Below are 14618 nucleotides of genomic sequence, written 5' to 3'. Positions count from 1 at the left end.
CTAGATTCCGCGGCGGCGCCAGGATTGCCACCAGAGCCACTCCTGGGCCTTGGCGCCCACCGCGGAGAGCACCAGGGGCTGCAGGTACGGCATCGTCTTGGCGCCGACCCGGCGGCGCAGGGCCAGCGCGCGGTATTCGGGAAGTCTGCGGTAGTCGGGCCAGACCTCGGCGGCGAAGGCGACCAGTTCGTCCTCCGGGGTCTGCGCGGTGCGGCCCCGGTCGTAGGCGCGGAAGGCCCGGCGCAGGGCGAAGCGGGCCAGCCGGGCGTGGACCATGGCGTCCAGCTCGTCCCGCTGGGGCAGCAGGTCACCGCATTTGCGAAGGACCGACTCGTAAGCGATCTTGCGCTCCCGCAGGTCGTCGATCGCGCCCGCGTCGGCGTGCATGTTCTTCGCGTGCAGGCGGTAGTAGGCCTGGTCCGCCTTGACGTAGCCGACGTCGGCGTGCGACGCGAGGCGCATCCACATCTCGATGTCGGCGGCGTGCGGGAGCTGGGGGTCGTAGCCGCCGACCTTGCGCTGCAGGTCGGTGCGGACCACCACCTCGGGTGAGGTGATGCAGCCGGTGCCTTCGCGGAATCGGCGTTCCAGCCACCAGTGGCCGGGGTAGACGACGGTGCCGCCGGTGCCCCGGTTGGCCGGCGGGGGCGGGCCGGGGTGCTGGAAGTGGACCGGGTGGCCGTAGGCGAAGCCGACGTTCGGGTTCGCGTCCAGCAGCGCGACGGCACGGTTCAGGGCGCCCGGGGTGAGCATGTCGTCGGCCGAGAGCAGCGTGACGTAGTCGCCGTCGGCCCAGTCGAGCAGGCCCTCGTTGTAGGTGGCGATGTGTCGCTTGTTCTCGGTGTGTACCCGGACCTGGACGCGCGGGTCGGCCGCGGCGATCGCGTGGGCCTTCGATGCCGAGTCGTCCGGGGACGCGTCATCGATGATCAGCACCCGGATGTCGAGGCCCGGGTTGTCGAGCACGCTGTCGACGCATGCCCGCAGGTAATCGCCGTACTTGTAGCACGGGATCACGACGCTGACCGAACTCAACTTCTCCCCCAGAGGTCAAAGAAAGGGGCCCGGCACCGCACGGTGCCGGGCCCGGAGAATCACTGCGCGGTGGTGCTGAAGATCGCGTCGACCCAGTAGTTGTTCGCGTTCCACGTCGAGGTCGGGAACGCCGTACCGGCGCTCTGGATGAACAGCCCGTTGTGCCCGGTGGCCGCGTCGGCGACCCCGGTCAGCGGGTACGACGTGTGGTCGGCGCTGAAGAACCCGCTGCTGTACGAGTAGAACCCGACCGTGGTGTGGTACGAGACCACGTACGGCGTCCCGGCGTCGATCGCGACCGGGGTGGCGAACTTCAGCGTCTGCCACCCGCTGCCGCTCTCGGTGGTGAACGTGCCGGTGGCCAGCTGCTGCCCGGTGGCACTCCACAGCGTCCCGGTGTGCGTGCCGGTGTTCCGGTCGCCCTTGTAGAACTTGACGCCGGTCACGTAGCCGTCGATCGCCGAGGTGAACCGCATGCCGAGTTCCAGTGAGGCGGCCTCGCCGGCGCTCTCCACGTCGGGCGTGGACGACGGGCTGAACACGGTGCACGGGCAGGACACCCCGGTGCCGGTGGTGAACGACCAGGTGGTCGCCCCGGTCATCGCGTTGCCCCACAGATCGGTGGCCTTCACCGACGCGGTGAACGCGGTGCTCGCGGCGAGCGCGCTGTCCGGCTGCAGGGTGGCCCTGCGGGTGGTGTCGTCGTAGGCCACCTTGGCCGGCACGTTCACCCCGCCCGCGGTGAGCGTGAACGCGATGGTCGCCGGGTCGATGTCGTGGTCGAAGGTCGCGGTGACCACGGCGTTGCGGGCCACGCCCACGTCACCGTCGGCCGGCGACTTGACCGTCACCTTCGGCGGGGTGGTGGTCGCCGCGCTGGTCTCCACCACGGCGTCCACCCAGTAGTTGGTGTCGCCCCAGCTGAGGTTCGGGAAGCCGCCGTCGGTGCCGTATCTGTAGACCCCGTTGGCCCCGGCCACCCCGGACTGCAGCTGCTTGACGATGCCGTCACCGGCGCCCTTGGTGCTGAAGTATCCGCTGGTGTACGAGTAGTGCCCGGTCGGCGTGTAGTACGACACCACGTACGTGGTGTTCGCCGCGATCGACACCGACTTGCTGAACGTCAGGGTCTGCCAGCCACTGGCGGTCTCCCCGGTGAACGTCCCGGACGCGAGCAGCTTGCCGGCCAGCGTGTACAGCTTGCCGACGTGCGTGCCGGTGTTGGTGCTCGCCTTGTAGAACTTCACCCCGGTGACCGAGGCGGGCACCGCGACCTGGAACTTGGCGCCCAGTTCGTTGGCCGAGCCGTCGAACGAGTCGACGTTGGCCGGGACGGTGCTCGGCGTGTAGGTGGTGCACGGGCACTGCTGCGGCCCGACGGTCACGTTGACCGTCCTGGTGGTGCCGAAGTTCAGGCTGTCGTCGATGCCGCGCACCTTGATCGTGGCGGCACCCTCGGTGACCGGCGTCCAGGTGTACGTCCAGTTCGCCAGCCCGACGGTGGCGTTCCAGGTGGTGCCGCCGTCGGTGGAGACCTCGACCCGGCCGAGCTGGCCGCCGGTGTCGGCCGCGGTGCCGGTGATGGTGATCGGCGACAGCTTCGGCACCGTGGTGCCGCCCACCGGGGCGGTGACGGTGACCGCCGGACCGACCGTGTCGGAGGTCTTGCTCGGGTAGACCAGGTTCGTCTGGAACGACTTCGGGAAGGCGTTCATGTCGGCCAGCACGTTCGCGGTGGCCTGCTGCATCCGGATGTCCTCGACGGTGGCCGGGCCGGTGTGCTGGGTGCTCAGGCCCCACGACCACTGCACCGTGCCGGCGCCGAAGACCAGCGCGCCGGAGGTGGCGTCGCGGTACATCACGACACTGTGCGTGGCGACGCCGTTGCCGTAGTTGTTGCCCTCGTCGAGCAGCATGGTGCCGTCGGTGATCTGCAGCGTGGTGGCCGAGAACCGGATCGCGCCCGGTGGCCGGACCGCATTGTCGACGTCGGAGTCCCACTCGTAGCCGAGCGTGCCGACCGGGAAGGTCACCTTCTCGCCGTCGTTCAGGGTCGGGATCCTGGTGTCCCGCCAGAGTCGCAACTTCTTGAAGTCGGAGGTGACCGTCATCGCGTCGTTGCGGTAGCCGTTGACAGAGAACAGCGTGCCGGTGATCTGGTTCTGCGGCGCGTTGCCGCCGGTGCCGGCACCGGACGGGTCCATCCAGGTGCCGGTCCACTGCCCACTGGGGTCGGGAACGCCGTTGACCGGGGTCTGCTTCGTCTTGGTCGTCTTGTAGCTGACCAGGGTGCGGTGGTCACCGCCGCCGGCGCTGATCGACGGCTCCCAGCGGGTCCGCCAGAACGCCTCGTTGCCGCTGAAGAAGGCCAGGTTCACGCCGGCCGCGCGGGCCGCCTTGACGTTGTTCCAGATGCCCTGGTCCCAGTACTCGTCGTGGCCGGACGACAGGTAGACCTTGTGCTTGGGCAGCAGCGCCGGCTTGGTGGAGACGTCGAGGTTGGAGGCGTAGCTGACGTCGTAGCCGTTGCGCTCCAGCCAGGAGATCATCGGGTACTCGCTGGCCAGCACGCCGTTGTCGCCGGCGATCCGCATCGGCCGGTTGTAGCTGACCTTGTAGGCGCGGCCGTCCGGGGCGGGCCCGCCGCCCTCGTAGAGGTTCTGGCCGCCGAACTTGTTGTAGGCCTGCCAGGTCTCGTCGGAGGTCTGCACCACGATGTCGGAGTGGCTGTTGTCGTTGGCGACGACGAACGGGTACGGCATGTAGCCGTTGCCGTCACCCTGGTCGAAGACCGCCAGGTAGACGCCGGAGACCGCGTCGGAGGGCACCGCCCAGGTGGCGTTGACCGTCCACTTCCCGCAGTCGACCAGGCCGGTCGCGTCGCTGTCGCAGCCGCCCTGATTCTTCAGCGGGAACGTGGTGGTCGGCGAGGTCGGCATCCGGCGGGCGCCGTCGCCCTTGTAGTAGCCCAGCCGGTAGATGGTCACCGTGAACGTCGAGTCCGGCGAGTTCACCTTCATCTGCAGGGTCTCACCGGGCTGCACGCTCACCTTGGTGGTGAAGCCGCCGATGTCGCCCCAGGAGGCGTCGCCGTACCAGTCCTCGAGCGGGGTGCCCGGCTTGGAGTTCTCGCAGACGATCGGGTTGGAGTTGACCCCGCACGGGTCGTCGGCCGCGAGCACCGCAGCCGGTGGCAGGACGACGGCACCGGCGACCAGCGCCGACAACGCTCCTGAGACGAGCCTTTTTATCACTTCGAGCTTCTTCCGGCCTAAGGAGATCATTTGGGTTGTGGAACCTGTTTCTTCGTGGGCACCCCGTCGATCGTTCCCACCACGTTGTTCGACCACTCGCCGAAGGTCACCGAGCAGTTCTTGTCGCATCCGCCCGCGGCATCCCAGTGCGTGGGGCCGAAGACGTTGTCCGTGATCCTGATGTCCGCGCCGGTCTGCGCGTAGAGCCCGTAGGCCCCGAGCGAGATGAAGCTGTTGCGGACCGTGTAGTTGCGCAGCACCGATCCGTCGACGCTCTGGGTGAACAGGACGGCGGTGATCGCCTTCCAGTAGTTCTTCACCTCTTTGCCGGTGTGCGCGTCGATCCCCGGCTCCAGCCGGCTGTTCTCGATGGTGACCGGGCCGGTGCCGCCGTACGGGAACACTCCCCCGGTGTGCGCCTGTCCCGGATCGGTGAGGTTGGCGATGTAGTTGTCGTGCAGCCAGCTGTTCCGGATGGTGGTGCGGGCGCCGCAGAGACACATCCCCCCGGTGTTCGCGACGTCGACCCGGTTCAGCGTGATCGTGCAGGTGACACAGTCGTTGATGGCGTGATCGTTGAGCGGGGTGCTCTTCTCACCGAGTCCGACCGGTTCCGGGCGGATGGTGACGTTCGTGAGGTTGAGGTGCAGCTGGCCGGAGCCGTCGGCGTTGACCAGGACCGCGCGGTTCTGCGAGCCGGGCGGCGGGGCGATGATCGTGTTGGTGATGTTCACCGTGCCGTGGCAGCTGGTCCCGACGTAGATGAAGCCCTTGATGTACTTGTGGTCGATGTTGACCGTGTTCTTGCAGTCGTACAGGTCCCACTCTTTGCTCTCGGCGTTGCTGGCCTGCAGCACCTTGTAGCCGGCCGGAACGGGCAGGGACGCGTCGGACTGCCGGTAGGGCTTCACCCCGGGCGCCCCGACGGAGAACCGCGCCGGGTACCGGCCGCCGCCGGTCGCGGTCACCGGCAGGGGTTTCGCCGACTGCGACGGTACGCCGGTGGGCTCCTTGGCCGGTCCCGACGCGGACGCCGAGGGATCCACACCGGTCGCCCCGGGCGGCGGGGTGATGCCGGCGACCGCCCCGGTGGTGGCGCCCGCCTCGGCAGGGCTCCTTGCGCCGGTGTCGCGCAGCACGGCGAAGACCACGGCGGCCGCGCCCAGCAGGACGGCGAGCGCGCCGGCGAGCAGCAACCTACGGCGTCGGGGTGTCACGGCAACTCCCACGGGGTCCAGTAGCTGTCCGGGTTGATGGTGTAGTTCACGGTCGGCTCCGGGATGTGCTCGACACGGTGCCGGCGGCTGAACCGGTAGACCAGCTCCCAGTCCTCCTTCGGCGCGACCGAGGTGGTGCGGCGCAGCCGGCTGAAGCGGGTGGCGGGCAGGCGCCGCAGCACGAGCGGGTTGTTGTCCAGGTAGCACCGCTCCCAGGCGAGCCGCCGGTCGAACGGGACGGACAGCACGTCGCGCACCGTCCCGTCGGGCATGATCCGCCGCATGGCGGTGTAGACCGCGTCCGGGCGGTTCGGCGCCGCCGGCCCGTCCAGCCGCGCGAGGGCCGTCTCCAGGTGGTGCTCGTCCCAGGTGTTGTCGTCATCGAGGAAGGCGACGTGGTCGGAATCGGTCAGCCCGATACCGACGTTGCGACCCACCCCGGGCACGTTGATGTTGTGCCGCAGCGCGACGGTGTGCAGCCGCGGGTCGGGCGGGAGATCCGGCACCTGCCCGCCGGCGTCGTCGACCACGATCAGGACCAGGTCCTTCATGGTCTGGGCGAGGACCGACTCGACGGCGCGGGCCAGGCCGTCGGCGCGCTGGTAGGTGAGCACGATGACGGCGACCCGGGCCCGCGGCCGGACCCCGCCGGGCAGGGTCGGCAGCAGGCGACGGACCTCGGCGCGCTCGAAGCGGGCCAGGCCGACCGCGGTGTGCCCGAGCACGACCTTGTTGCGCAGCTCTTCGAGCGGCAACCAGCCGTACCGGTCGCGCAGCCGCTTCTTCAGCGAGGGCATGTCGGCGGTCTCCTAGACGGGGTCGGCGACGGGATCGGCGGCCGGGACGACGGGATCGGGCTCGGCCGGCGACGAGGGCGCGGAAGGGGACGACGGCTCGGCCCGCAGGCGGTTGATGAGCGGGAGGACGAACGGGAGGTACGTGGCGAGCGAGGCGACCCCGGCCACCGCCAGGCCGAGGAAGCCGCCGCCCAGCCAGCGGTGCGCGAGCCAGGCCACCACCCCCATCGCCAGGCCGCCCAGGGCGGGCCGCACGCAGGCGATCAGGACCCGGCCGGCCGGGATGCCGAGCCGGCCGAGCACCACCACGAAGACCGGGCTGACCAGCAGGCCGGCGACCACCACGTGGCCGGCCGCGACGCCGCGCACGCCCCACAGGTGCGCGCCGATCAGCAGCAGCGGGATCAGCGAGAACAGCCACCAGGCCTGCATCACCATCAGGGTCTTGCGCACCCGGGTGGCCAGGCAGTCGTAGGCCAGCTCGACCGCGGTGCGCAGCAGCCCGAGCGCGACCAGGAACTGCAGGGGCAGGGCGGCGGCCGCCCACTGGTCGCCGTAGACGAACGTGATGATCGGCCCGGCGAGCACGCCGAGGACCACGCAGATCGGCACCGCGGCCGCGATCACCAGGGTGAAGGCGCGGACGAAGCCGGTCGCGAACTCGTCCGGCGAGCTGTCGGCCAATCGGGAGAAGCCGGCGAACGACACCCGGCGGGCGGTCTCCGACACCATCCGGACCGGCCAGCTGGACATGTTGAACGCCATCGCGTAGATGCCGAGCGCGGCGGGGCCGAGCACCGAGCCGACCACCACCGAGTCGACGTTGACGATGCCCAGGGTGAGCAGGCTCGCGGCGGCCAGCGGGAACCCGTACCGCAGCAGTCGTTTGGCCTGTTCGGTGTTCCAGCCGAAGCGGAGCATGCCCGGGGCGCAGAGGCCGAAGCCGGCCAGGGCGACCAGGTTGCCGATCAGCGAGCCCCAGGCGAAGCTCATCGCGCCGACGCCGGCCGCCGCGAAGGCGATCGTGGCGACCGTGTTGACCACGAAGTTGAGGATGTCGACGACGGTGCGGCCGAACTGGCGGAACTCGCGGTTGAGCTGACCCAGCGGGACGCACGCGATACCGTCGATGATCACGCTGACGCAGAGCACGCGGAGCATCGTGGTGGCGTCCGGCGAGCCGAGCGCGCGGGCCAGGGCCGGTGCGGCGAACCACAACACCACGTAGAAGGCGGAACTGGACAATGTGGACAGTGTGAGCACGGTGGGAGCGAAGCGGCGGATGTCGCCCTCCCACCGGACGAGCGCCAGGCTCACACCCATCTCGTTGAGCGACAGCAGCATCGCCAGCACGAGCAGGCCGACCGCGTACAGACCCCACTCGTAGGGTCCGAAGTAGAGGCGCGCCAGCACCACACCGGAGGCGAACGTGCCGACCCGGCGGACGATGGTGTTGACCAGACTCCAGCGGGCGGCGGTGGCCACCCGGCCGTTCAGATCCGTCACTGTGGAGAGTCTCCTTCGCGGCGGGCCACGCTCAGGTACGCACCGGACAGGCCCAACATCAGGAAAGTGGATCCGGCCACGATCGGGAAGCTCAGGGTGTCGAAAGTGACCGTTACGACGAGCATCACGAACCCGACGGCCACAAACGCCTGACCGGTCTCCCGGCGTGCCGGGTCGGTGAAACGGCGGCGACCGGCGCCGCCACAATGGATGGTCGCCACGTAGAGCCCGACGATCGCCAGCAGGCCGACCACGCCGATCTCCAGCAGGGCCAGCAGGTACTGATTGTCGGTGAAGCGGTACAGGTCGGGCAGGAAGGTGCCGGGGCCGCGCCCGAACCAGGTGTGCCCCTTCATGAACTCGCCCACGTCGGCGCTGGTCGCGGTCCGCGAGTTGGTGCTGTTGTCGCCACCGTTGAACATCGCGCTGAACAGGCCGATCAGCGTGCCGACCAGACCCGGGACGAGGATCCGGGTGGCGCCCAGGGCCGGGATCATCAGCAGCAGCGCCTTGCCGACCCGGCCGGCCGGCCAGGTGACCACCAGCACCAGGAAGACCAGCACCAGGCCGATCACCGAGGTGCGCGACACGGTCATCACCGAGGCCAGCGCGATCACGAAGACCGGCGCCCAGCGTTTCCACGGCTTGCGGCCGTCGGTGTCGTACAGCGCCTGCTGGATCGCGAACGGCAGGGCGATGCACAGGGTGGCGGCCAGCTCCAGGGTGTTCGACGCGGTGGCCGTGGGCCGCACGAAGTCACCGCGGGCGACCAACTCGGAGGCGGCGTTGGAGGACAGGCCGGGGATCACGATCCAGGCGGTCAGGCTCTGCTTGAGCACGAACTCGGCCATCGCCAGCACCGCGACCCAGGTGCACAGCCGGACGAACAGCTTGAGCAGCCGCTCGATCTGCCGGTACTCGGTGAGCGAGGTGGTCAGCAGGATCAGCGGGAGCCAGATCAGCAGCTGCAGCAGGGCCCGGTCGGCGGCGCTGTACTCGGCGGCGTCGGCGTCGCGGCGGCCGACCGCCACGTACGCCAGCAGGATCGCGACGACGTAGAAGAGCAGTGCGAGCCGGGGCACCCGGGTGAACGGCGCCGGGGTGACCCGGCGCATCAACCAGCTGATCGCGTACCACAGCAGCGAGACCAGCAGGAACAGGTTGGCGACCGTGCCGGTAGCGCCGATGCTGGCCACCACCAGCCGGGCCGGGACGACCAGCAGCAGGACGATGTAGGTGGCGAGCAGGGAATCCGGGCCGAGGGTGCGCAGGCGCTGCTGGGAGCGGTACAGGCGACCCGGGCGGCGGTCGGTGACGGTGGCCGCGTGCGGCTCGCGCGTGGTGCGGCGAGCCTCAGCTGCCGTTGACCCGGTTGGCATCTTTACCCCTACGGTCCACGGCGTTGCCGTTCGACTGGTACGTCGTGGCGAGCCCGCCGCCCTGCCGCGGCGGCGGCACCTGGATGCGCTGGGTCTTCTCCACGTCCACCGAGGCCGCGGCGGAGGAGCCGGCGACGCCCATCCGGGGCTCGTTCTTCGGCGGGAGCTGCAGCACCACGGTGCCCTCGATGTCCGGGGAGGCGACCGCGGAACCGGCGGCCGGCCTGGCGGTGCTGACCGGGGGCTCGGCCGCCTCGCTCGCGGCCAGCGCGGCCTTGCGGCGCCGGGCCCGGCTGATGCTCTCCACCGCGAAGGCCGCGACGAACCCGAGTGCCGCGGTGCCGCCGCCGGCGACGATCACCAGCTTGAGCTTCGCCTTCGTCTCCACCTGAGGCTTCTGCGGCGGGATGACCTGGGTCAGCTTGATCCGGTCCTTCTCCGCGACGTTGTTCTGCTGCTGGATCTCGGTGAGCGTCTTGTCGGCGTACTGGGCGAGCCGGGTCGCCGAGGCGAGCAGGTGCTCCTGGTCGTCGCCGGTCAGGGTGATGGTGAGGAACGGGCCCTGGGCGTTCTCGGCGAGGGCCACCACGTACTTCTCGGTGATTCCGTCGGCCCTGAGCTCCAGCTGCGTGTCGGTGGACTGCAGCCGGCGGCCGAGGAAGTCGGCGGTGGCCACGAGCGAGCCGTTGAAGTTCAGGAACGGGTTGTCCTGGCCCTCGGTGGCCGCCTTGGTCGCCGCCGGGGCGCTGAGCAGGCTGACCATGGTGTAGGTGGAGTAGGTGGTCGGCACCATGAGGTACGTGGTGATGCCCAGACCCACCGCCAGCACCAGCATGGGCACGACGATGAGCCAGCGGTTGCGCAGGACGCGCAAGATCTCGCCGAGGTCCACGGACGCCTCTCCCAATTCCCGCCAGGACGTCTTTCGTCGCCACGGAGTTCCTCATCGGAACTCCGCCAAGGCGGCCCCCGACGCACGCCGCCAAGCTATACGACGAATGCTACGGAAGCTATTGGACATCCGATCCACATCGAAGTTGACGAGCTCCGGTCGGGCAGGCTAAGGAGAGCTGCAGCAGGCCGGCACCAGGGAAACGGGTGAATCATGTTTCTGTCCGACATGGCGGGTGTACTGAAACGCCGCTGGTATCTGATCATCGTGGGCGCGGTGCTCACCGCCGCCGTGGCCAGTCCGGCCGTGCACACCCGGGACCGGTTCCTCGCCTCCGAGGTGCTGATGATCCAGCCGCCGGTGTCGCCGTACGCGCCGAACCCGGTGACCGGTCTGTACCCGTCGATCGCGGTGACCGCGGCGGCCATCGCGAACCGGCTGAACACCCCCGACTCGCAGGCCATGTTCCGGGCCAAGGGGGTCACCGGGACGTACCGGTTCGAGCCGCGCAACACCGGCACCCGGCAGGAGCCGCGGTATGTGATCGGCTCGATGTCGATCACCAACACCAGCTCGGCCGAGGCCGACGCGCTCGCCTCGCTGCAGGTCCTGAGCAGCACGTACGAGCAGGAGTTGAAGGCTATGCAGGACGAGTGGAACGTCAAGCGCGACCTGCGGATCACCGTGGCCACCCTGGTCCCGCCGACCTCGACGCTGCTCACCCACTCGCCGCTGCGCTCGCTGGTCGGCGTCGCGCTGCTCGGCGCGCTGCTGACCGCCGCTGTCACATTGTGGACAGATGAGCTGCTGCGCCGACGCCGGTCGGCACGGTTGTCCACGGCAGACTCCCCGAATTGGACTGATCCACTGGTCCGTTCAGCCCATTAGCCACGCGAGCGCGTTTCTGAAATGTTGTTCGCGTCAGTAGGCTGCTGAGCGCGGGGTGTGATTCGTGGGGAAAAGACCGAGCGTCGCGATTCTGGTGGCGAACCTGCCGGCCGAGAAGGATCGCCGCGTGATCCGGGAATGCCTGAGTCTCGAGGCGGCCGGATACGACGTGACGGTGATCGCACCGCGCGGTGACCGCAGCCTCACGATCCTCCCGGGCAGCGAGCGGACCCGACTCCGGCCGTACCCGATCGTCGTCTACGGCAGCGGGGTGCTCTCGTTCGCCGTCGAGTTCTTCTGGTCGTTCCTCTGGATCAGCATCCGGCTGCTCGGCGAGATCCTGCGCGGCCGGGCCCAGGCGGTCCAGGTGTGCAACCCGCCGGACATCTACTTCCCGCTCGCGCTGCTGGTCCGGGCGCTCGGCCGGCCCTGGGTCTTCGACCACCACGACCTCTCCCCCGAGGTCTACGTCTCGCGCGGCGGCGAGCCGAACCCGCTCGTCTCCCGGCTGCTGGTCGCCTTCGAGTGGGCGACGCTGCGCACCGCCACCGCGGTCTTCGCGACCAACGAGTCGTTCAAGGACAACGCGGTGCGCCGCGGAGTGAGACCGGAGAAGGTCACCGTGGTCCGCAACGGCCCGGCGTTCGCCGAGATCGCCTCCTCGGACGGCCCCGCCGACGGTCCGCACCGCGTCGTCTACCTGGGCGTCTTCGGCCCGCAGGACAACGTCGAGGGCGCCGTGCTGGCCGCCGAGGAGCTGATCGGGCTGCGCGGCCGCACCGGCTGGAAGATGATCCTGGCCGGGGACGGCGAGACCGCCGCCGGCCTGCGCGAGCTCACCGCGCAGCGCGGCCTGGGCGACGTGGTGGAGTTCACCGGCTGGCTGGGCGGACCCGAGGTCGACGCGCTGCTGCGCGAGGCCACCGTGGCGATCCAGCCCGACCTGCCGACCCGGATGAACCAGCTGTCGACCATGGCCAAGACCGTGGAATATCTGGGGCGCGGCGTGCCGGTGGTGGCCGCCGACCTGATCGAGACGCACGCGACCGTCGGCGACGCCGGGCTCTACGTGCCGAACGGCACGCCGGAAGAGTTCGCGGCCGCGATCGACACCCTGCTCGACGACCCTGACCTGCGGGCCGGCATGCGCAAGCTCGGCCGCGAGCGGTTCCGCGACTCCCTGTCCTGGGAGCACCAGGCGGTGCAGTACATCGCGGTGTGGGACCGGCTGCTGCGCCGTGGCGGCACACCGCGGATCCCGGCGCAGCGGCAGCCGTCCTCGGCGCCGTCCCGGGTGGACGCGCCGTGACCAGTGTGGTGATCGCCGCGCACAACGAGGCGGCGGTGCTCGGGCGGTGCCTGGACACCCTGCTCGCCGACGCGCGGCCCGGCGAGTTCGACGTCACCGTGGTGGCCAACGGGTGCACCGACGACACCGCGGCGGTCGCGCGATCCCGTGGCGTCCGCGTCATCGAACTCCCGGAGCCGGGCAAACCCGGCGCCCTGAACGCGGCCGACGAGGTCGCGGCCGGTTTTCCACGGGTCTATCTGGACGCGGACATCATGCTGACCACCAGCGGTCTGCGGGACCTCGCGGCGGCGTGTGCCTCGACGCCGGCGGCGACCGCCCGACGGGAACTCGATCTCTCCGGGCGGCCGCTGCCGGTCCGGGCGTACTTCAGCGTGCACCGGCATCTACCCGCCCTGCGAACCGGACTGTTCGGCCGCGGTGTGATCGCGTTGTCCGGGTCCGGTCGGGCCCGGTTCACCAGATTTCCGGACATGGTGGCGGACGACCTGTTCGTCGACTCACTCTTCACCACCGACGAGAAACAACAGGTGGCATCGGTCGCGTCGGTGGTCGCGACGCCGCGCCACACCCGCGACCTGATCCGCCGGCTGATCCGGGTCCGGGCCGGCAACGCGGCCATGCGGGCCGCGGCGGCCCGCGGTGAGATCCAGGCGGCGGTACGCCCGTCCGGGCGCTCGTCCTGGCTCAAGGACGTGGTGCTGCGCCGCCCCTGGCTGGCCCCCGCCGCGGTCTGCTACGTCGCCATCACCGTGTACGCAGCCGTGCAGGCCAGACGTCGCCCAGATACCGAGTGGGGCCGGGACGCGTCAACCAGGGAGTCGGCGAGTGCCTGAGCAGTTCAACATCCTGTTCCACGGGATCGGGACCCCGCGGCGCGACCTGGAGCCCGGCGAGGACCAGTACTGGATCACCGAAGACGCGTTCCACGCGATCCTCGACGAGGTCGCCGCGTGGCCCGCGGTCAGCCTCAGCTTCGACGACAGCAACTCCTCGGATATCGAGATCGCCCTGCCCGCCCTGCTCGACCGGGGCCTGACCGCCGAGTTCTTCGTTCTCGCCGGCCGGCTCGACCAGCCCGGCAGTCTCGGCGAGGCCGACCTGCGTGACCTGCTCAAACAGGGGATGGCGGTCGGCACGCACGGGATGCACCACCACCCGTGGCGGGGCCTGACCGCGGACACCACGCGGTCCGAGCTCGCCGACGCCCGGGACCGGATCTCCGCGGTGATCGGGCGGCCGGTCACCCGCGCCGCGTGCCCGCTCGGCCGGTACGACCGCGGCACCCTCGGCGCGCTGCGCCGGCTCGGCTACACCACCGTCTTCACCAGCGACCGGCGCCCGGCGCGGCCCGGCCGCTGGTTGCAGCCGCGGTTCAGCGTCTATCGGGACGACACCCCGTCGACGGTACGTGCGGCCACCCAAGGGTCGCGCCGGCTCCCGGTGCGGCTGCGCAACGCGGCGGCCGGCGTGGTCAAACGCTGGCGCTGAGGCGCGTTGTAGGCGACCACCCCACCGACGATCAGCAGCAGCGCCACGGCGGCACCGGCGGTCAGGCCCTCCCCGAAGATCGGCACGGCCAGCAGGGTGGTCAGCACCGGACTGAGCGCGCCGGTCACCGCCGGGATCGAACTGCCCAGCCGGCGGACGGCGTACGCGTAGCTGAGCGTCGACACGATTCCGGTGCCCACCCCCTGCAGCACCACGAACAGCACGATGGTCCCGGCCGGGGCGGCTTTCAGGTGCGCCGACCCGGCCAGCGCGATCAGGGCCGACGGTGTGCAGACGACCAGCACCAGGCTGATCAGATCCAGTCCGGTGCGGCTCAGCGCCATCGTGTAGACCGCCCACGCCAGCCCGGCGGCCAGCAGCACCGCGATCCCGGCCAGGCCGGCGTGCGCGACGGTCAGCACGGCCACCCCGAGCAGGATCGCGGCCAGCGCCGGCCACCGGCGGCGGTCCCGCTTGAGCAGTGCCACGAACAGCGGCACCGTGCCGGGCAGCAGCAGGCCCACCACGGCGGCCGAGGCCAGCCGCCCGCCCAGCGCGGAGAGCAGATAGTGCGGCAGCCCGGCCAGCAGGAGGGCGGCGATCGTCGTCGGCCGCTCCCGGCGGACCGCCCGGACGGCGCGCGGCAGCCACGGCGACAGCAGGACGACCGGGGTGCCGAACCGCAGCAACGCGGCGTCCATCGCGGTCAGCCCGGACCCGCCGATGCCCCGGACGGTGAGCGCGAACGACGCCCAGAGCAGGACGGCGGCGCCGAGCGCCAGCATGCCACGGTGTTGTCGCTGGACCATGCGGCCAGACTAGGAATTCTTCAGGCGCAGCCGATTGCTAG

At 70.4% G+C, this 14618-nt stretch carries 12 protein-coding genes; 4 read left to right on the top strand and 8 right to left on the bottom strand.

The annotated features are described in order from the left end of the window. Genes ACSP50_RS15110 through ACSP50_RS15080 form a run of 7 tightly spaced genes read right to left on the bottom strand, consistent with a single transcriptional unit; the run spans position 1 to position 10080 of the window. Positions 1-1035: a glycosyltransferase family 2 protein gene (locus ACSP50_RS15110; protein ID WP_043511471.1), complete on the bottom strand. Its 1035-nt coding sequence runs from the start codon at positions 1033-1035 to the stop codon at positions 1-3. 59 nt (positions 1036-1094) lie between these two features. Next, complete coding sequence (locus ACSP50_RS15105; RefSeq protein WP_172898756.1) at positions 1095-4289, bottom strand: DUF4082 domain-containing protein; 3195 nt, start codon at positions 4287-4289, stop codon at positions 1095-1097. 26 nt (positions 4290-4315) lie between these two features. Next, entirely contained in the window at positions 4316-5506 is a 1191-nt protein-coding gene (locus ACSP50_RS15100; RefSeq protein WP_014690081.1) for a hypothetical protein, read from the bottom strand. After that, positions 5503-6303 carry a glycosyltransferase family A protein gene (locus ACSP50_RS15095; RefSeq protein WP_014690080.1) on the bottom strand — a complete coding sequence of 267 codons (801 nt, stop codon included), beginning with the start codon at positions 6301-6303 and terminating at the stop codon, positions 5503-5505. Before ACSP50_RS15095 ends, ACSP50_RS15100 begins: the two co-directional genes overlap by 4 nt. Before the next feature lie 12 nt (positions 6304-6315). Then, the gene (locus ACSP50_RS15090; protein ID WP_014690079.1) at positions 6316-7809 is read right to left on the bottom strand and encodes an oligosaccharide flippase family protein; all 1494 of its coding nucleotides are present in this window, start codon (positions 7807-7809) and stop codon (positions 6316-6318) included. Then, entirely contained in the window at positions 7806-9188 is a 1383-nt protein-coding gene (locus ACSP50_RS15085; protein WP_014690078.1) for an O-antigen ligase, read from the bottom strand. The genes ACSP50_RS15090 and ACSP50_RS15085 overlap by 4 nt, the downstream gene beginning before the upstream one ends. Next, entirely contained in the window at positions 9163-10080 is a 918-nt protein-coding gene (locus ACSP50_RS15080; RefSeq protein ID WP_014690077.1) for a hypothetical protein, read from the bottom strand. The genes ACSP50_RS15085 and ACSP50_RS15080 overlap by 26 nt, the downstream gene beginning before the upstream one ends. A gap of 228 nt (positions 10081-10308) precedes the next feature. Between ACSP50_RS15080 and ACSP50_RS15075 the strand changes: the two genes are divergently transcribed. The 4 genes from ACSP50_RS15075 (at position 10309) to ACSP50_RS15060 (ending at position 13768) form a co-directional block, all read left to right on the top strand. Continuing rightward, positions 10309-10968 carry a hypothetical protein gene (locus ACSP50_RS15075; protein ID WP_043511466.1) on the top strand — a complete coding sequence of 220 codons (660 nt, stop codon included), beginning with the start codon at positions 10309-10311 and terminating at the stop codon, positions 10966-10968. A gap of 64 nt (positions 10969-11032) precedes the next feature. Then, positions 11033-12277 (top strand): glycosyltransferase family 4 protein, encoded by a 1245-nt coding sequence (locus ACSP50_RS15070; protein WP_014690075.1) that lies wholly within the window; start codon positions 11033-11035, stop codon positions 12275-12277. After that, complete coding sequence (locus ACSP50_RS15065) at positions 12274-13113, top strand: glycosyltransferase (protein ID WP_014690074.1); 840 nt, start codon at positions 12274-12276, stop codon at positions 13111-13113. The genes ACSP50_RS15070 and ACSP50_RS15065 overlap by 4 nt, the downstream gene beginning before the upstream one ends. After that, a complete protein-coding gene (locus ACSP50_RS15060; RefSeq protein ID WP_014690073.1) occupies positions 13106-13768 on the top strand; it encodes a polysaccharide deacetylase family protein in 663 nt (220 codons plus the stop codon). Before ACSP50_RS15065 ends, ACSP50_RS15060 begins: the two co-directional genes overlap by 8 nt. Here ACSP50_RS15060 and ACSP50_RS15055 read toward each other — a convergent pair. Then, positions 13660-14577 (bottom strand): DMT family transporter, encoded by a 918-nt coding sequence (locus ACSP50_RS15055; protein ID WP_155123505.1) that lies wholly within the window; start codon positions 14575-14577, stop codon positions 13660-13662. The two genes, ACSP50_RS15060 and ACSP50_RS15055, sit on opposite strands and share 109 nt — an antisense overlap. Positions 14578-14618: the final 41 nt, after the last annotated feature.

The sequence above is a fragment of the Actinoplanes sp. SE50/110 genome, assembly GCF_900119315.1.
Taxonomy (GTDB): domain Bacteria; phylum Actinomycetota; class Actinomycetes; order Mycobacteriales; family Micromonosporaceae; genus Actinoplanes.
The sequence above is the reverse complement of the archived record's forward strand: the minus strand, read 5'-3'. Positions and strand labels throughout refer to the sequence as shown.